The organism is Brevundimonas sp., from assembly GCF_029946145.1.
GTDB lineage: Bacteria > Pseudomonadota > Alphaproteobacteria > Caulobacterales > Caulobacteraceae > Brevundimonas.
Map to the genome: position 1 here is coordinate 77,675 of NZ_JAQSDY010000017.1, position 19,075 is coordinate 96,749.

General features: G+C 68.1%; 12 protein-coding genes. 9 read left to right on the forward strand and 3 right to left on the reverse strand.

Annotation, left to right across the window (positions count from 1 at the left end; genetic code table 11):
* Positions 1-25: 25 nt before the first annotated feature.
* Positions 26-1,609 (forward strand): NAD(P)/FAD-dependent oxidoreductase, encoded by a 1,584-nt coding sequence (locus PSV23_RS07550; protein ID WP_300467483.1) that lies wholly within the window; start codon positions 26-28, stop codon positions 1,607-1,609.
* Positions 1,610-1,652: 43 nt separating this feature from the next.
* Here PSV23_RS07550 and PSV23_RS07555 read toward each other — a convergent pair whose 3' ends face one another.
* Both PSV23_RS07555 and PSV23_RS07560 read right to left on the reverse strand, forming a co-directional pair.
* Positions 1,653-2,027: a response regulator gene (locus tag PSV23_RS07555; RefSeq protein WP_300467485.1), complete on the reverse strand. Its 375-nt coding sequence runs from the start codon at positions 2,025-2,027 to the stop codon at positions 1,653-1,655.
* Positions 2,024-3,550, reverse strand: coding sequence for a PAS domain-containing protein (locus PSV23_RS07560; RefSeq protein WP_300467487.1), 1,527 nt, complete (start codon positions 3,548-3,550; stop codon positions 2,024-2,026). The genes PSV23_RS07555 and PSV23_RS07560 overlap by 4 nt, the downstream gene beginning before the upstream one ends.
* 112 nt (positions 3,551-3,662) lie before the next feature.
* Between PSV23_RS07560 and PSV23_RS07565 the strand changes: the two genes are divergently transcribed.
* On the forward strand, positions 3,663-5,189 hold the full coding sequence (locus PSV23_RS07565; RefSeq protein ID WP_300467490.1) for a carboxylesterase/lipase family protein: 1,527 nt from the start codon (positions 3,663-3,665) through the stop codon (positions 5,187-5,189).
* Positions 5,190-5,192: 3 nt separating this feature from the next.
* On the opposite strand, the gene PSV23_RS07570 is transcribed toward PSV23_RS07565, so the two are convergent.
* Positions 5,193-6,563 (reverse strand): GH1 family beta-glucosidase, encoded by a 1,371-nt coding sequence (locus PSV23_RS07570; RefSeq protein ID WP_300467492.1) that lies wholly within the window; start codon positions 6,561-6,563, stop codon positions 5,193-5,195.
* 205 nt (positions 6,564-6,768) lie between these two features.
* Between PSV23_RS07570 and PSV23_RS07575 the strand changes: the two genes are divergently transcribed.
* From PSV23_RS07575 to PSV23_RS07605, 7 genes are all read left to right on the forward strand, one after another.
* On the forward strand, positions 6,769-7,893 hold the full coding sequence (locus PSV23_RS07575; protein WP_300467495.1) for a LacI family DNA-binding transcriptional regulator: 1,125 nt from the start codon (positions 6,769-6,771) through the stop codon (positions 7,891-7,893).
* Positions 7,893-10,943, forward strand: coding sequence for a carboxypeptidase regulatory-like domain-containing protein (locus PSV23_RS07580; RefSeq protein ID WP_300467497.1), 3,051 nt, complete (start codon positions 7,893-7,895; stop codon positions 10,941-10,943). Before PSV23_RS07575 ends, PSV23_RS07580 begins: the two co-directional genes overlap by 1 nt.
* Before the next feature lie 90 nt (positions 10,944-11,033).
* Positions 11,034-12,494, forward strand: coding sequence for a glucoamylase family protein (locus tag PSV23_RS07585; RefSeq protein WP_300467499.1), 1,461 nt, complete (start codon positions 11,034-11,036; stop codon positions 12,492-12,494).
* Positions 12,491-13,768: an extracellular solute-binding protein gene (locus PSV23_RS07590; RefSeq protein WP_300467501.1), complete on the forward strand. Its 1,278-nt coding sequence runs from the start codon at positions 12,491-12,493 to the stop codon at positions 13,766-13,768. Before PSV23_RS07585 ends, PSV23_RS07590 begins: the two co-directional genes overlap by 4 nt.
* Before the next feature lie 166 nt (positions 13,769-13,934).
* On the forward strand, positions 13,935-14,870 hold the full coding sequence (locus PSV23_RS07595; protein WP_300467503.1) for a sugar ABC transporter permease: 936 nt from the start codon (positions 13,935-13,937) through the stop codon (positions 14,868-14,870).
* Positions 14,867-15,682 carry a carbohydrate ABC transporter permease gene (locus PSV23_RS07600; protein ID WP_300467506.1) on the forward strand — a complete coding sequence of 272 codons (816 nt, stop codon included), beginning with the start codon at positions 14,867-14,869 and terminating at the stop codon, positions 15,680-15,682. The genes PSV23_RS07595 and PSV23_RS07600 overlap by 4 nt, the downstream gene beginning before the upstream one ends.
* 151 nt (positions 15,683-15,833) lie before the next feature.
* Positions 15,834-19,061 carry a discoidin domain-containing protein gene (locus tag PSV23_RS07605; RefSeq protein WP_300467508.1) on the forward strand — a complete coding sequence of 1,076 codons (3,228 nt, stop codon included), beginning with the start codon at positions 15,834-15,836 and terminating at the stop codon, positions 19,059-19,061.
* The last annotated feature ends 14 nt before the right edge of the window (positions 19,062-19,075 follow it).

A 19,075-nucleotide genomic window follows, 5' to 3' on the forward strand; every position in this document is an offset into this window, starting at 1 on the left:
CGGGATGACGAAAGAAGAGAATCGAATGGCGCAGACCCAAACCGACGTCGTCATCCTGGGCGGAGGCCACAACGGGCTGGTGTGCGCCTTCTATCTGGCCAGGGCCGGACTGAAGGTCACGGTTCTGGAGCGGCGGCACGTGGTCGGCGGGGCGGCGGTGACCGAGGAATTCCATCCGGGATTCCGCAACTCGACCGCCAGCTACACCGTCAGCCTGCTGAACCCCCGGATCATCGCCGATCTGGAGCTGGCGCGGCACGGGCTGAGGGTGGTCGAGCGCAAGGTTTCCAACTTCCTGCCGCTCGACGACGGCCGCTATTTCCTCGCGGGCGAGGGGCGGACGCAGGGAGAGCTGGCGAAATTCTCGACGCGCGACGCGGAGCGGTTGCCCGACTATGAGGCGCGGCTGGAGGTCGTGGCGGCGGTGCTGCGCGACTGGATCCTGAAGGCGCCGCCCAACATGGTCGAGGGCGGCTGGATGGCCATGCTGCCGGAACTGCTGAAGGGCGCGTCGCTGGGCAAACAGGCGGCGGGGCTGGATCTGACGGGGCGCCGCGATCTGCTGGACCTGTTCGCCAAGTCGGCGGGCGACTGGCTGGACGGCTGGTTCGAGAGCGATCCGATCAAGGCCCTGTTCGGCTTCGACAGCGTCGTCGGCAACTACGCCAGCCCCTATACGCCGGGCTCGGCCTATGTGCTGCTGCACCACGTCTTCGGCGAGGTGAACGGGCGCAAGGGTGTCTGGGGCCACGCCATCGGCGGCATGGGCGCCATCACCCAGGCCATGGCCGCGGCCTGCGCCGAGGTCGGTGTCGACGTGCGGCTGGAGACTCCCATCGCCTCGGTCCTGACCGAAAAGGGCCGGGCGGCCGGGGCGGTAACCGAGGCCGGCGACGTGGTGCGGGCGCGGGCGGTGGTGTCCAATCTGCATCCGCGCCTGTTGTTCGAACGGTTCGTGGACGACGCTGTCGTGCCGGCGGACTTCCGCGAGCGGATCGGCGCCTACCAGTCAGGCTCGGGCACCTTCCGCATGAACGTGGCGCTGTCGGAACTGCCGAATTTCACGGCCCTGCCCGGACAGGGGGACCATCTGACGGCCGGCATCATCATCGCCCCGACGCTGGGCTATATGGACCGGGCGCACGCCGAGGCGCGGCTGAACGGCTGGTCGTCGAAGCCGATCGTGGAGATGCTGATTCCCTCGACGCTGGACGACACGCTCGCGCCGCCCGGGCAGCATGTGGCCAGCCTGTTCTGCCAGCACGTCTCGCCCGATCTGGGGGACGAGCATCGCGACACGGTGGCCGATCTGATGATCGACACGGTCGACGCCCATGCGCCGGGGTTCAAGGCTTCGGTGGTGGGGCGGCTGGCGCTGGGGCCGCGCGATCTGGAGCGGCGGTTCGGTCTGGTGGGCGGCGACATCTTCCATGGGCGGCTGTCGCTGGACCAGCTGTTCAGCGCCCGGCCGGTGCTGGGTCACGCCGATCATCGCATGCCGGTTCCGGGCCTCTATCTGTGCGGATCAGGCGCCCATCCGGGCGGCGGCGTCACCGGGGCGCCGGGTCACAATGCGGCGAAGGCCGTGCTGAAGGACCTGGGAAGGTAAGGAGAGGGGGCCAAAGTCTATCGACCTCGCCCCTCGCGCCTGATCAGGCCTGTTCGACGCCCATCGCCTTCATCAGGGCGTCGCGGACGGCGGCCTCGGTGAAGGGCTTCTGGATGGTGGCCTGGCCGCGCCACTCCTCGGGCAGGCCGCCCTCGCCATATCCGGTGGAGAAGACGAACGGCACGCCGCGCGCCTTCAGCGCCTCGGCGACCGGGAAGACCTGACGGCCGGCGACGTTGACGTCCAGCAGGGCGGCGTCGAGGGGCTCGTCGGTGGCCATCGTCAGGCCATCGTCAACGTTGGCGGCCGGACCCACCGGCGTGCAGCCCATGTCTTCCAGAATGGTCTCGAGCAGCATGGCGACGAGGGACTCGTCCTCGACCACGAGGACCCGTCGGCCGGTCAGGGGTGCGCTCATGAATGTGTCCCGCGATCGAGCGGAATCGAAAAATCCGCACTGAAACCGTCGCTTGCGTAGTCCAGTTTGACCTCGCCCGCCAGATCATGGTGGATGTTTCGCTCGATCAGCCGGCTGCCAAAGCCTCTGCGCGCGGGCGCCACGACCGGCGGACCGCCGGTCTCGCGCCATGACAGGTGCAGGACGGGGCGGTTCTGGTCGGTCACGAACCAGTCGACCAGCACCCGGCCCTCGGGCGTCGACAACGCCCCGTACTTGGCGGCGTTGGTGGCCAGTTCATGGAAAACCATGCCGAGCGACAGGGCCGCGGCCGGGTCCAGCGCCACGGGCAGGCCGTTCAGGGTCACCCGATACGCGCCGTGGGCCTCGGTCTCGTGCTTGAAGACGGCGCCGAGATCGGCGCCTTCCCAATGACTTCGCGTCAGCAGGTCGTGGGTATGCGACAGGGCCAGCAGCCGGGCCTGGAAACCTTCGGCGAAGGTGCGGGGGTCGACGTGCGACCGGGCGGTCTGGACGGCGATCGACTGGACGGTGGCCAGGGTGTTCTTCACCCGGTGGTTCAGTTCGTCGATCATCAGCTTCTGGCGCTGCGTCGCCTCGACCGCGTCGGTGACGTCATGGCCCTGGACGAAGACCCCGACGATCCGGCCGTCACTGTCCCGGATCGGTTGATAGACGAAGTCCACATAGGCGGAGTTCGGGGCCTCGCCTGGCGATCGCTGAAACTGGACCAGACTGGCCTGCCCCTGGACGGATTCCCCCGTCTCGAACACGCTGTCGAGCATGTCGATATAGCCCTGTCCCGTCACCTCGGGCAGCGCCTCGGCGACGGTTCGGCCCTCCACGTCGCGATGGCCGATGAGCCGGCGATAGGCGTCATTGTAAAACTGGAAGACGTGATCAGGGCCCGCCAGCACGGCGACGAACCCCGGCGCCTGCATGAACATGTCGACCAGCCGGTTGCGCTCGTTGGCCAGGCGCAGGTTGTCCTCCTGGACGATCCGGGCCCGCTCCAGAACGTTGCCGCCGATCATGGCGTCCAGGGCGCTGGTGGACGAGGCTCCGTGCGTCGTTTCGATCCGCTGACGCAGTCGCTCCAGTTCGGTGATGTCGGTGGTGTGCTGCAGCAGCCAGATGACCTCGCCCTCGGCGTTCAGGATCGGCGTGTGCGTCGCGCTCCAGAACCGTTCCTCCATGACGGACGCGCCCGCGGAGGTCGTTCGTGCGATCGAAAACCGCACGAGGGCCAGGTGGTCGCGCTGTCCACTGTCGCGCGCCTTTTCCAGCGACGCCTTCACCTGACGGACGTTTTCCGGCGCGCTCTCGCCGGGGCCCGAGTCGAAGGCGGCGAAGAGGGGGCGGCCGATAATGGCCTCGCGGGTGCTTGCGGTGACGTCCAGATAGGCCTGGTTGGCGCCGGCGATACGGAGATCGGGCGTCAGCAGGACATAGGGGTTCGGCGACGCGTTGAACGCGCCCGCCAGATCGACCGCCCCGCCGTCCAAGTCCGCCAGATGCTTCAAGCCCATCCCCACAACAGTCAGGCGTAACGCCCTCGGCCGCCATCGGTTCAAGCCGGCGCGGCGCGGATGACGTCATTTGAGACTTCGGGACCGCCCGCGCTAGTGTGACGGCATGTCCCTGGCCTCCTTTCTCCTTGCGGCGGTTCTGATCATGACTCCATCCGAGGCCGGTCCGCCAGATCCCGTGGTAGCGGTCGAGCAGGGCGTTCTGGTCGGGCGGACCGACGGTGCGGTGACCAGTTTCAAGGGAATCCCCTACGCCGCGCCGCCGGTCGGTTCGCTGCGTTGGCGGGCTCCTCGCCGGCCCGCGCCATGGACCCGGCCGCGCGACGCCGGACAGGTCGGGGCCATCTGCGTCCAGCCGCCGTCGGGCGGCGATCCGGGCGTCGGTCCGCTGCCGATGAGCGAGGACTGTCTGACGTTGAACGTCTGGGCGCCGGCGGAGCGAACGGGACCGCTGCCCGTGATGGTGTGGATTCACGGCGGGGGGCTGAACAACGGTTCGGGCACGGCGGCGCTGTACGACGGGACGAACCTCGCGAAACGCGGCGTGGTCGTCGTGACGGTGAACTACCGGCTCGGGCGGCTGGGCTTCTTCGATCATCCGGCGCTGGCGGCCGAGCGGACCCCGGGCGAGCCCGGCGGAAACTACGGCATGATGGATATCGTCGCCGCTCTCGAATGGGTGCGCGACAATGCGGCCGCGTTCGGCGGCGACCCCGGGAATGTCACCGTGTTCGGAGAATCGGCCGGGGCGGCGGCGGTGACGCGACTGATGATCTCTCCCGGCGCGCGCGGGCTGTTTGACCGGGCGGTGGTGCAATCCGGGCTGGGCCGGGATTCGGGCGTGCCGCTGGACCGGCCGTCGGCTATCGGCGGGCCGTCATTGCAAGACCGCGGCGCCGCCTTTGCGCGGACCGTCGATGCGACGACGGCGGCCGGGCTTCGCGCCGTGCCGGCCGAGGCCCTGTTGAGGCCCGCGCCGAACTTCTATGGCGGGGACAATCTGGTGATCGACGGGCAACTGGTCTCCGAGGACGTCGAGGCCGCCTTCGCCGCCGGGCGGGAAGCGCCGGTCCCGCTGATCATCGGCACGAACAGCGCCGAGTTCTGGTGGATACGGCCCTCGGAGATCAGCCCCTACGGCGCGATCGACGACGCCCTGACCTCGCGGGAAAGGGTCGATCTCTACGCGGCCTATGGAGGAGAGGACGGCTATCGCGCCCATGTGGTCAGCGACCTGGCCTTCAACGAGCCGGCCCGCCATCTGGCGCGGTTGCACGCCCGGAACGGGCATCCGACCTGGCTGTACCGCTTTGACGTGATCCCGGACTCCAATCCCGAGCCCAGCGGCGGGGCGACGCACGCGTCGGAAAGGCCCTATGTGTTCGACAACCTTCACACCGTCGGCCGGCCGATGGCCGAGCGGGATGAGCGCGCGGCGGACGCCATGGCGGGCTACTGGACGACGTTCGCGGCCAGGGGGAATCCGAATGCCGATGGCCGCGCTGTCTGGCCCGAGTTCGGCGCGCAGCGCGACCGCCTGCTGGAGTTCACCAATGACGGTCCCGTGGCCGGGCCGATTCCGTTCGCGGAGCGGCTGGACCTGATCGAGGCCTATTACGCGCGGGTGCGCTGAGGCTCAGAGCGTATCCAGCACCGCGCCGTGGGTCTTGATGACCTCGGTGTACAGCAGGCCGGAATCCTTGATGGTCCGCTCCTGTGTCAGGAAATTCACGTGGGTGATGCCGAACCGCTTGGAATAGCCGAGCGACCATTCGAGATTGTCGAGCAGCGACCAGGCCATATAGCCCCGGACGTCGACGCCCTTGCCGATGGCGTCGTGCAGAGCCTTCAGGTGGTTCTTCAGATAGTCGACCCGCATCGGATCCTGGATGCGGCCGTCGATGGCGTGGGGCGGATCGTACCAGGCCGAGCCGTTCTCGGTGACCATCAGCGGCAGCTTGCCGCCGGTCTGTTCGTGCAGCCAGACCAGGGTGTCGGTCAGGGCGGGGGGATAGACTTCCCAGCCAGTCTCGGTGTGCGCGTGCTGAATCTGTTTCACCGGGCGTGAGCGGGTCGGCCAGGCGTCGGGCGCGTTCTCGGGCACCGAGCGGGTGTACCAGTTCAGACCCATCCAGTCGGTGGGGGTCGCGATCAGGTCAAAGTCTTCCTGCGGGAACTCGCGATACGCCTCGCCATAGACGTCCTTCAGTTCCTCGGGATAGCCGCGGCCCATCAGGGGATCGAGGAACCAGCGGTTCATCTGGGCCTCGGCGCGTTTGCGCGCGGCCTCGTCCTCGGGCTTGTCCGAGGCCGGGTATTTGGGCTCGATGTTGAGGACGATGCCGATCTGGCCTTCGCCAACCTCACGGAAGCGTTTCACCGCCGCGCCGTGGGCGCGCAGGACGTTGTGGCCGGCGATCATGGCCTCGAAGGCCGACTTGTGACCGGGGGCCAGGGCTCCGTGCAGATAGCCGCCGTCGACGATGACCCAGGGCTCGTTGATCGTGCCCCAGGTCTTCACCCGGCCCTTGAATTTCTCGAACAGGACCTGGCCGTAGTCGGCGAACCAGTCGGCGATGTCGGGATTGAGCCAGCCGCCGCGATCGTCGAGCGCCGCCGGCAGGTCCCAGTGATAGAGGGTGCACAGCGGCTCGATGCCCTTGTCGAGCAGGCCGTCGATCAGCCTGTCGTAGAAGTCGAGGCCCCTGGCGTTGATGGCCCCGCGGCCCTCCGGCATGACCCGGCTCCAGCTCACCGAAAACCGGTAGGCCTGGAGGTTCAGCCGGGTCATCAGGTCGATGTCCTCGCGCCAGCGGTTGTAGTGGTCGCAGGCCACGTCTCCCGTGTCGCCGTTAAGCATCATGCCCGGGGTGTGGCTGAACCGGTCCCAGATCGACGCCCCCGCGCCGTCGGCCATGGACGAGCCCTCGATCTGATAGGCGGCTGTCGCGGCGCCCCACAGAAAACCCTCGGGAAACCGATAGTTGTCTGTGTTTCTTGAAGTCATCTGGAGGAGCCTCGGCAAGCTGGAACGCGAACTGGAAGGAGAGGTTGGCGATGGTCGGTACCTGTGTAGCTACGCCGACACAACCTCCGTGTGGCCAAACTAGGGCACTTGCGGGGCGCCTGACTAGTGTGTCATGTAATCGGTTACACGGTTTTTTCGGACGGACCCGCGCCAAGCGGGCCGGGGCTGGAAATTCCCAGGGAGGATGCATTTTGACGCCGATGGCGATCCGACAAACCTGCGTGGGAGTGGAGGCGTGAAGGCCGCCACGATTCGCGATGTCGCCGAGCGGGCCGACGTGTCCGTGGCCTCGGTTTCGCGCGTCCTCAGCGGCGCCGGCCCGGTGACCGAGGCGACCCGCAACAAGGTGCTCGAGGCCGCCAAGGCGCTGCAGTACGTGCCCCATTCGGGCGCCCGCAGCCTGTCGACCAGCAAGAGCCAGACGATCGGCGTCATCCTTCCGGACCTGTATGGCGAGTTCTTTTCCGAGCTGATCCGCGGCATGGACGTCGCCGCCCGCTCGCTCGGCTATCACCTGATCGTCTCCAGCTCGCACGACGACGCGGAGGAGGCCTCGGCGGCGATCCGCTCGATGCGCGGACGGGTCGATGGTCTGATCGTCCTGTCGCCCCATCTGGACGCCGCCAATCTGGCCGCCGGTCTCGCGGGCCGGACGCCGATCCTGCTGATGAACGGCGGCGCCGACGCCAGCCGTCCCTCGATCGTCGTCGACAACCACGGCGGTGCGATCCAGGCGGTCGAGCATCTGATCGCCACGGGCCGCCGGCGCATCGCCCATATCTCGGGCCCGAACGGCAACCTCGAGGCCGAGACCCGGCTGGCGGGCTATCTCGAGGCCATGGCCCGGGCCGGCCTGCCGACGAACGTGGTCGAGGGCGCCTTCACCCAGGTCTCGGGCCACGACGCCGGCGTGGCGCTGGCCGCGAGCGAGACCCGGCCCGACGCGGTCTTCGCCGGCAACGACAACATGGCCGTCGGGGCCATGCTGGCCCTGCAGGACGCCGGGCTGCGCGTGCCCGAGGACGTCGCCATCGTCGGCTTCGACGACGTGCCGATCGCCAGCCTGGTCCGGCCCGCCCTGACCACCCTCAGGATCAAGATCGCAGAAACCGGACGCGGCGCGCTGGAGCGCCTCGTCCGCATGATCAACGCAGCGGGCGAAGCCGTCGCCGACACCGCATGCGAGGTCGTACGGCCCGAGCTGGTCGTACGCCCGTCAAGCCAACCGGCGACATCCGACATCACCAAATCCGGCGGGCGCCTTCGCGCCGACGCCGACACGCCATCTCTGAAGGGGGAGAATTCCTGATGACCCGCAAGTCCATTCAGTACATGGGGGCGGCGTCCGCCCTCGCCCTGGCCGTCTCGCTGGCGTGCGCCGGCGGCGTGTCCGCCCAGGTCACGACGTCGACGATCCGGGGTTCGGTGACCGACGATGGCGTCGCCGAAGCCGGCGCCGTGATCGTGGCGCGCGACACCTCGTCGGGCTTTACGACCCGGTCCACCGCAAACGCCAACGGCGGCTATGTGCTGTCGGGTCTGCGCCCCGGCACCTATGAGGTCACCGTGACCACGGCGGAGGGCGAAACGGCCTCGGACGTCGTCACGATCGGCGTCGGCCAGGTCGGCGATCTGGATCTGGCGGTCGGTGCAGTTGTCGCCGCCGATGCTTCCGAAGCCACCGATCTGGGAGACGTGGTCGTGACGGGCCGCCGTCTGGCCGAGGTGCGCACGCCCGAGAACGCCACCAACGTCACGACCCAGCAGATCAACACCCTGCCGCAGATCAACCGCAACTTCCTGAACTTCGCGGCCCTGGCCCCCGGGGTGCGTCTGTCGACGGACGAGACAAACCAGAACATCACCGCGGGAGGCCAGCGCGCGGAATCGGTCAACGCCTTCATCGACGGGGCCAGCCTGAAGTCAAACATCATCGCCGGCGGCATCATCGGCCAGGATGCCAGCCGCGGGAACCCGTTCCCCCAGGCCGGCGTCCAGGAATTCCGCGTCGTCAGCCAAAATTTCAAGGCCGAGTACGAACAGGCCTCGTCGGCGATCATCACCGCCGTCACCCGCTCGGGCACCAACGAATTCCACGGCGAGATCTTCGGCGTCTACCGCGACCAGGAGTTCATCGCACAGGACAGCTTCGCCGAACGGCGCGGCGATCCGAAGGTGCCGCTTGAGGTCCAGCAATACGGCTTCGCCCTCGGTGGGCCCATCATTCAGGACACCCTGCACTTCTTCGGCACCTACGAGCACAAACAGGAAAACCGCGCCAGCGTGGTCAACCTGGGCCGTCAGGAGCCGCGCTTCGTCAATCAGTTCGCCCAGTACATCGGCACCTTCGCCTCGCCGTTCGAGGAGGATCTGATGTTCGGCAAGCTCAGCTGGCAGCCGGCCGAGGGCCATCTGATCGAATTGAGCGCCACCTATCGCGACGAGTCGGAGCTGCGGGACTTCGGCGGCGCCGACTCCTTCGAGCGCGCCAACGACCTGCAGCAGACGACCCTGAGGGGCAACCTTCGCTATCAGTGGCAGACGGACTCGTTCCTGAACGAGTTCGCGGTCGATTATCGCGACTATAACTTCAACCCCGGCGCGGCGAACTTCACCGACGCGGGCGCGACCTACCGGCTGTTCGAGAACGGGCCGGATTTCTTCGGCGGTGCGACCATCATCAACCTGGGCGGCCGCGACAGCACTCAGGACATTCACGACAACGCGCTCACCTTCCGCAACGACGTGACGTTCAACGATCTGGAGATGCACGGCTTCCACACCATCAAGCTGGGCGGCAAGGTGTCGCTGCAGAACTATGAGGTGAACAAGCAGTTCGGCCGGAACCCGCTCTTCTACTACGACGTCGACGGCCTGCCCGGGCTGAGCGGCAGCACCACGGTGCCGTATCGCGTGGAACTGGGCCAGGCCTTCCCCGAGGTCGATCTCGATAACACCGTCATCGGCCTGTACGCCCAGGACGACTGGCGCATCACCGACCAGCTGGAGCTGAACCTCGGCATCCGCTGGGACTATGAGACCAACGCCAACAACAACGACTACGTCACCCCGGCCAGCGTCATCGCGGGCCTGGACCAGTGGATCGCCTCGACCGACGGCGGCAAGCCCGCGGGCTACGCCCCCAGCTGGTTCAACCGGGCCGACTACATCTCGACGGGCAACAATCGCGATCCGTTCGCGGGCGCCTTCCAACCCCGCATCGGCTTCTCGTACGATGTGTTCGGGGACCGCCGGACGGTGATCTTCGGCGGCGCCGGTCGGTATTATGACCGGGTCAACTTCAACTTCTCGTACGACGAGCTGGTCAAGCCGTTCGACATCCGCAAGAACGCCTTCTTCAGCACGACGGGCCGTCCGGCCGGTCAGGACCGCGATCCGGGTCCGGGCGTCGATCTGCCGGGGGACGCCGGCGATCCCATCCTGTGGCAGGCCTCATACGGCACGGCCGCCGGTCTCGATCCGGTCCTCGCCACCATCCCGGGCAAGGGCGAAGCCTTCCTGCTGGCCAACGACTTCGAACCGCCGATGACCGACCAGTTCAACCTCGGTCTGCGCCAACGCTTCGGGGACTGGCAGAGCGAGTTCACCCTCGCCTACGGCAAGACCGAAAACGAGTTCACCTGGGCCTATCTGACCCGCTGCCGCGAACCCAACCGTCCCAATGACGGCGGCGGTTTCGGCGACAACGGCGGCTTCTGCGGTCCTGGCGGGACAAACCCCTATCGCGGGTATTTCGTCTCCGACCACGAGAAGGAGCGCACCTTCCGGGCCCTCTACGTCAAGCTGGACAAGAACTACACGCCCGACTCCGGCTGGGGCCTCAACGTCGCCTACACCTGGTCGCAGGCCGAACAGAACGGCGGCAACGACAACTTCTGCTTCGACTGCTTCAGCATCGAGAGCTCGCCGGTCCGTCCCACCAGCAATGACGAACGTCACCGCATCGTGGCGAACGGCATCGTGGACCTGCCCTTCGACTTCCAGCTGTCGGGCATACTGACGCTGGGTTCAGGCACGCCCTTCGACGTGTTCGACGGACGCGGCCCCAACTTCGTCTACCGTCCGAACCACGGCCGTCCGCAGCAGTTCAACTTCATCATCCCCAACTCCTTCGCCTACCGGAACCTCGACCTGCGTCTGACGAAGGATTTCCAGATTTGGGGTGGGTCGGAGCTGTCGGTGTACGTCGACGCGATCAACGTGTTCAACTTCGACAACTTCGCCGGCTTCGACGGCGGTACGGGCTCGCTCGCCAACCCCAACCCGAACTTCGAGAAGCCGTCGAGGGTGCTGTTCCCGACCCGCACCTTCCAGGTGGGCATGCGTTACAGCTTCTGACCGTCTCCTGAGCCTGGCGGCCGCCCCCTGATTCCCCGGGGGGCGGCCACTTTTTTGACTGTGTCGAGTTTGCGTATGAGGATGGAGACCATGGATCGCCGCCGGTTTCTGATGGGCTCCACGGTCGCGGGCGTAGCGGCCCTTTCGATCGGCGGGTGCGGCGGCGCGGGACTGGACTATTTCAAGCCCGGCACGCCGTTGGTTGACCCCGAGGTCGACGAACTTCAGCAGCGGACCTTCGACTGGTTCGTCCACGTCACCAACCGCGCCAATGGCCTGACGCCCGACCGCTGGCCGACTGAGTCCTTCTCGTCAGTGGCCGCCGTGGGGTTTGCCCTGACTTGCTGGCCCATCGGGGTCGAGCGCGGCTGGATGAGCCGCGAGGAGGCGCGCGAGCGCACCCTGACCACCATCCGCTTCTTCCACCACGCGCCGCAGGGACCGCAGGCCACGGGCGTGACGGGCTACAAGGGCTTCTTCTACCACTTCCTGGACATGGAGACGGGCCACCGGTTCGGACGCACCGAGCTGTCGACCGTCGACACCACCCTGCTGGTCGCGGGCATGCTGTTCGCGGCGCGCTGGTTCGACGGCGACCACGCCGACGAGGCGGAGATCCGGCGGCTGGCCCAGGCTGTGTACGACCGGATCGAATGGGACTGGGCCGTCGTCCGCCCCAACCGCGTTTCGATGGGCTGGCACCCGGAGACGGGGTTCATCCCCGCGGACTGGCATATCTACAACGAGGGCATGCTGGTCCTGCTGCTGGCCATCGGCAGCCGGACCCACCCGGTCCCGCCCGCCGTCTGGGATGAATGGTGCAGCGTCTACGATCAGAGCTGGACCGACCGCCGGGGCCCCGCGCACCTGGCCTTCGCCCCGCTGTTCGGCCACCAGTACAGCCACATGTTCGTCGACTTCCGCGGCATCTACGATCCGTGGATGCGGGCGAAGGTCCGTGAGACGGGCGAGGAGTTCGACTACCGCATCAACAGCGTCCGGGCTGTGCAGGCGCAGCGTAAATACGCCATCGACAATCCGATGGGCTGGGCCGGCTATTCGGCGGACGTGTGGGGCCTGACGGCCTGCGACGGACCGGGCGATTTCAAACAGGTCATCGACGGGCGCGAGCGCGAGTTCTTCAGCTATTCGGCGCGCGGCCCCGGGGACCGCGACGACGGCACAATCGCGCCGACGGCCGCCATGGCCTCCTACCCCTTCGCCCCCGCCGAGGTCACCGCCTGCCTGAAGGCGATGAAGGCGCGCTACGGCATCGGCGTCTACACCGAGTTCGGCTTCATGGACTCGTTCAACCCGACGCTGACGCAGCGCGACGGACGGCTGCAGCACGGCCGCATCGTGCCGGGCGTGGGCTGGGTCGACGGCGACTATCTGGGCATCGATCAGGGACCGATCGTGATCCAGATCGAGAACCATCGCTCGGACGCCGTCTGGAGCCGGATGCGGCTTGAGCCCAATCTGGTGCGCGGGCTGAAGCGCGCCGGCTTCACCGGGGGCTGGCTCAACCTGCCGGCGGTGCGCGCGCTGTGACCGGGTTGCGCCCCGATCGGCGGACGGCCCTCGGCCTGCTGGCGAGCGCGGCGGCGACGGGTCTGGCCGGTTGCGGCGGGCGCAATGACGGCGTCACCCGGCTGCGCTTCTGGGCCATGGGCAATGAGGCGACCAATGTGCCGCAGATCCTGCCCGAGTTCGAACGGCTGAACCCGGGGATCAAGGTCGAGGTCCAGGCCCTGCCGTGGACGGCGGCCCACTCCAAGCTGCTGACGTCCTACGCCGGCAATTCGCTGCCGGATCTCAGCCAGGTGGGCAACACCTGGGTGTCGGAGATGGCGGCCATCGGGGCGATCAGCGCCCTGCCGGCCTTCGCTTCGGACCTGCTGACCGACCAGTTCCCGGCGGTGCTGGAGACCAACCGGATCGGCGGCCAGGTGGTGGGCGTGCCCTGGTATGTCGACACCCGGCTGATCTATTACCGCGCCGACCTGCTGGAGCAGGCCGGATTCCCCGACGGGGTGCCCCGGACCTGGGACAGCTGGAAGGCGGCGATGCATGCGGTGAAGCGCGTGGCCGGGCCGGGGAACTACGCCGTGCTGCTGCCGGTCAACGAGTTCGAACAGCTGCTGACCTTCGGCCTGCAGGGCGCCGAGCCGCTGCTGCGCGACCGCGACACGCGGGGGAATTTCTCCAGCGCCTCCTTCGTCGCCGCCCTGGAATTCTACAAGAGCCTGTTCGATGAGGGACTGGCCCCGGTCGCGTCCTCGACGCAGATCTCCAACGTCTGGACCGAGTTCGAGCGGGGATATTTCAGCTTCTATTTCTCCGGCCCGTGGACCATCGGCGACTTCAGGAACCGGCTGAAGCCGACGACGCGGTGGATGACCTCGGGCGTGCCGGGCCCTACCGGGCCGGGCGCGTCCGCGCCGGGCGGCTCGTCGCTGGTGGTCTATCGTCAGTCGCCGCATCAGGACGCGGCTTGGAAGCTGGTGCGCTACCTCGCCGATCCGGCGGTGCAGGCGCGCTTCAACACCATCACCGGGGATCTGCCGGCGCGCGAGAGCGCCTGGGCGACGCCGGCGGTGGCCAACGATCCCTATGTCGCCGCCTTCAAGGGCCAGCTGTCGCGGGCCAAGGCCGTGCCCAAGGTGCCGGAGTGGGAGCGGATCGTCACCGAGATGCAGATCGTGGCCGAACGCATGGTGCGCGGCCAGTTCACCCCGCGCGCCGCCGCCGCCGAGATCGACCGCCGCGCCGACCGCCTGCTGGAAAAGCGCCGCTGGATGATCGAACAGGGGAGGGCGATATGACGGCTGCCAACGCACATCCTTCTCCCCTCGGGGGAGAAGGTGGCCCGAAGGGCCGGATGAGGGGGCTGTCGGCCCCACGCTCATCCGCCGCCCCCATGCCTGCTGAACCTTACCCCTCATCCGTCTCGCTTCGCGAGCCACCTTCTCCCCCAAGGGGAGAAGGATCATGACGACGGACGCCGCCGTCGCCGCCAAACCGGTCCGCAAGGCCGGCACGCCCCGCTCGCGCGAGCGCGCGGCCTGGGGGTTTGTGGCCCCGGCCCTGATCGCCATCGCGGTCTTCTTCGCCATCCCCGTCTTCTCGGCCCTGCTGCTCAGCCTGACCGACTTCGACATCTACGCCCTGGCCGACATCGGCAATGTCCGCTTCGTGGGGCTGCAGAATTACGAGCGGCTGCTGGGCAATCCGCTGTTCTGGGGCGCGATGCGGAACACCGGCCTGTTCGCCCTCATCGGGGTGCCGGTGTCGATCGCCACCTCGCTGGCGGCGGCGGCAGTCCTGAATGCGCGGGTGATCCGGTGGCGGCCGATCTGGCGGGTGATGTTCTTCGCCCCCTATGTCACCACCCTGGTCGCCACGGCGGTGCTGTGGAACTATCTGCTGCATACGAAGTACGGCGTCATCAACTGGGCGATCCAGAGCATCGGCCTGCCCGCCGTCGACTGGCTGGGCCAACCGTCGACGTCGATCCCGGCCATCCTGATGTTCGTGGTCTGGAAGATTTTCGGCTATAATATGCTGATCTTCCTCGCGGTTCTTCAGACCGTGCCGGACGATCTGTATGAGGCCGCGCGCATCGACGGGGCCGGGCCGTGGAAGCAGTTCCAGCACGTCACCCTGCCGGCCATCGCCCCGACCCTGCTGCTGGTGTCGATCATTTCGGTCGCCGGTTTCTTCCAGCTGTTCGCCGAGCCCTATGTGATGACCCAGGGCGGTCCGGCGCAGTCGACCGTGACAGTGCTCTACTTCATGTACGAAGAGGGTTTCAAATGGTGGAACCTCGGCTCCGCCAGCGCCGTGGCCTTTATCCTGTTCCTGTGCATCCTGGCCGTGACCCTGGTCCAGCTGGCCGTGGCGAAGCGGATGGGGGCCTACGAATGAAGCCGCGCGCCATCCTGCTCAATGTCGCGGTCGGCGTGATCGGCCTGATCGTGCTGTTCCCGCTGCTGTGGATGCTGTCCGTCAGCTTCATGACCACGGGCGAGGCCGCGACCTTCCCGCCGCCTCTTCTGCCGAAGACGTGGACGCTGCAGCACTATCGCGACCTGTTCGTGACCCAGGGCATGGGCCGCTATCTGTGGAACAGCTTCGCCCTGGCGTCCCTGGCCACCATGCTCGCCCTGGCCTTCACCGTGCCCGCCGGATACGCCTTCGCCAAACTGGCCTTCAAGGGCCGCGACCGGGTGTTCCAGATTCTGGTCGGGGCGCTGGTGGTGCCGGCCCAGATCGGCACCCTGCCGCTGTTCCTGATGCTGAAGTCGATGGGGCTGGTGAACACCTACGCCGGGGCGCTGGTGCCGTGGCTGGCTTCGATCTTCGGCCTGTTCCTTGTGCGGCAGTATTCGCTCAGCATTCCCGACGAGATGCTGGAGGCGGCCCGCATCGACGGCGCCTCCGAGGGTCAGATTTTCCGCCGCATCGTCCTGCCGACCTTGCAGCCGATCATCGTCACCCTGGCCCTGTTCGTCTTCCTGGGCAGCTGGAACGACTTCCTGTGGCCGCTGATCATTCTGACGGACCAGTCCAACTATACCCTGCCTGTGGCGCTGGCGGCCCTGTCCCGCGAACACGTGCAGGACATCGAGCTGATGATGGCCGGCGCCGTCATCACCGTGGCCCCGGTGCTGATCCTCTTCCTCGCCCTGCAGCGCTATTACATCCGCGGGATGCTGGCGGGCAGCGTGAAGGGATGAGGCTTCACTGATCCGTTCATCCCCGCGAAAGCGGGGACCCAGTTCTTTCGCTGGGCACGCTGCACGGGATCAATCGTGGTGCGACGCCGGTCCGACCGGATCGCCCAAAGCACTGGGTCCCCGCTTTCGCGGGGATGAGCGGAGTTTGTTCATGCTCAAGCGGATCACCATCCTTGTGGGAGCTGTTGCGGCGCTGCTGTCAACCGCGCCCGCCCATGCCCAGTCCCCGCACGTGCTCGACCCGTTCGAGACCCTGACCCCGTGGGCCGCCGACGCCTCGACCGACGTCTCCTCAACCATCACCAGCGTGCCGGGCCACGACGGCAGGTCCATGCGGCTGGACTACGACTTCAACGGCCGGTCCGGCTACGCCTTCGCCGCCCGCGCCTTCGATCTGGACGTTCCCGCCAACTATGAGATCAGCTTCTGGCTGCGCGGCGAGATGCAGCCCAATACGCTTGAGATCAAATTCGTCGACGGCTCGGGCGACAACGTCCACTGGCGCCAGATCCGGGGGTTCCGCGCCAACGCCGAATGGACCCGCTACACCATCAAGGCGCGGCAGATCGTCCGGGCCTGGGGGCCGAACCCGGACCGCACCTTCCGCGGGGCCGAGCGGATCGAGTTCGTGGTCACAGCGGGCGAGGGAGGAGAGGGCTGGATCGAGATCGACCAGCTGGAGCTGCGCGAGCTGCCGCCCGAGCCGTCCGTCCCGCCCCGCCCGCTGGCCGCCGCCAGCAGCGAGGACGGGCTGAACGTCGCCGCCCGGGCGGTGGACGACGATCTCGGCACAGCATGGCGCAGTGGGGCGGCAGGCGCGCAGAGCCTGACGCTGGACCTCGGCTATGAGCGCGAGTTCGGCGGCGTGACCCTGCGCTGGGCCGAGGGGCTGGCTGCGGCGCGCTATCGGCTCATGGCGTCGTCGGACCGGCAGGACTGGCGTGAACTGGCGAAGGTCAGCGACGGCGACGGAGGCGTCGACTGGCTGCGCACGCCCGAGGCCTCGGCCCGCTGGCTGCGGCTGGACCTGCTGGCGCCGACCGCCGACGGCCCGGCCAATGCCACCCGGTCGGGCGCGGGCCAGATGCTGAACGCCCGCCGCGCCGACGCCTACGCCCTGAACGGCCTGGAGATCGAGCCCCTGTCGTTCGGCGAGACACCCACCACCTTCATGCGCGCCGTGGCGACGGAGAGCCGGCGCGGGCTCTATCCGCGCGGCTTCGTCGGCGAGCAGCCCTACTGGACCCTGGTCGGGGTCGACGGTGGCGGCGAAAGCGGTCTGATGGGCGAGGACGGGGCCATCGAACTGCGCCGCGGCGGACCGTCGATCGAGCCGTTCGTGCTGGACAACGGGCGGCTGACGACCTGGGCGGATGTGCAGATCAGCCAGAGCCTGCAGGACGGCGACCTGCCGATCCCGACCGTCACCTGGACCGCCGACGGCTGGACGCTGGCGACGACCGCCTTCGCCGACGGCACGCCGGAACAGGCGCAGCTCTACGGGCAGTATGTCCTGACCAACACCTCCAACCGGCCGCGCACCCTGACGCTGGCGCTGATGGCGCGCCCGTTCCAGGTCAACGGTCCGGTGCAGTTCCTGACCACCCCGGGCGGGGTCGGGCCGATCGAGCAGATCGACTGGAACGGCGCCACCCTGGTGCTGAACGACGCCATCCGCATCGGCAGCCTCGCGGCGCCGGACGGGGTGGCCATGAGCACCTTCGCCGCCGGGGCCGATCCGCAAAGCTTGTTGGCCAGGGCCGCCCGCCGCCGCGATGCGGGTGCGCGCCATGTCGAATCCGACGCCACGAGCCTGACCGCCGGGGCGCTGCTGTACGATGTCACCCTGCAGCCGGGCGAGGCCCGCACCTTCGGATTCGTCGCCCGGTTGGCGGGCCCGACGCCGGAGACAGGACCCGTCGCCGATGTGGCCGGCGCCCTCGACGTCGCCCGGACGCGCGTGGCCGGCGCGTGGCGCGAGAGGCTGGATCGGTTCGACCTCACCCTGCCGCCGCAGGCCGGGCCGGTCGAGGCGGTGATGAAGGCCTCGCTGGCGCATATGCTGATGTCGCGGCAGGGGCCGATCCTGCAGCCGGGGACGCGCAGCTATAACCGCAGCTGGATCCGCGACGGGGCCATGATGGCCGAGGGGCTGAACCGGCTGGGGCATGAGAGCCTGTCGGCCGACTATCTGCGCTGGTTCGCGCCGCTGGTGTTCGACAACGGCAAGGTGCCCTGCTGCGCCGACAGCCGCGGGGCCGATCCCGTGCCCGAGAACGACAGCCACGGCGAGTTCATCTTCCTCGCCGCCGAGACGTACCGCTACACCCGGGACGAGGCGCTGCTGCGCGAGGTCTGGCCGCAGGTGCAGGCGGCGATCGGCTATATGGACACCCTGCGCGCCTCGACGCGGACGGCGGAGTTCCAGGCGGCGGACAGGCGCCACCTGTACGGCCTGCTGCCGCCGACGATCAGCCACGAGGGCTATTCCGACAAGATCGCCTACAGCTACTGGGACGACTTCTGGGGCCTGCTGGGCTACCGCGACGCCGCCTTCATCGCGGATGCGCTCGGCGACGCGGCCGCCGCCGCCCGCATCCGGGCCGCCGAGGCCGCGTTCCGCATCGACATCATGGCCTCGATCGAGGCGACGGCGCGCGTGCACGGCATCGACTGGATCGCGGGCGCGGCCGACCGGGGCGATTTCGACGCCACCTCGACCACCATCGCCCTGTCGCCCGGGGGGCTGCAGGACGAGCTCCCGCAGGCCTTGCTGAAGGGCACATTCGACAAATGGTGGGACAATTTCACCGCCCGGCAGGAGAACCGGCAGGCGTGGAAGGACTACACCCCCTACGAACTGCGCAATGTCGGGGCGATGGTGCGGCTCGGACGGCGGGCCGAGGCCCTGCGGGCGCTGGACTTCTACTTCGCCGACATGCGGCCGGCGGCCTGGAACGGCTGGGCCGAGGTGGTCGGCCGCGAGGAACGCGAGCCGCGCTTCATCGGCGACATGCCCCATGCCTGGATCAGTTCGGACTACATCCGCTCGGCGCTGGACCTGCTGGTCCATGAGCGCGACCGCGACCATGCGCTGGTGCTGGCGGCGGGGGTTCCGACCACGTGGCTGGCGGGGGAGGGGGTCGGCGTCGCCGGGGTGCGCACGGCCTACGGGCCGCTGGCGTACCGCCTGCGGCAGGACGGGGAAGGCTATGTGCTGACGCTGGACGGACAGGTCGCCCCGCCCGGCGGTTTCGTCATCCAGTGGCCGGCGGGAGAGACGCCGCCCGCACAGGCGCGGATCGACGGACGGGCGGTGAGCTGGAGCGGGTCGGAACTGGCGATACCGGCGAACGCGCGAAGGGTGGAGATGCGGTGACGGCTGGTCCTTCT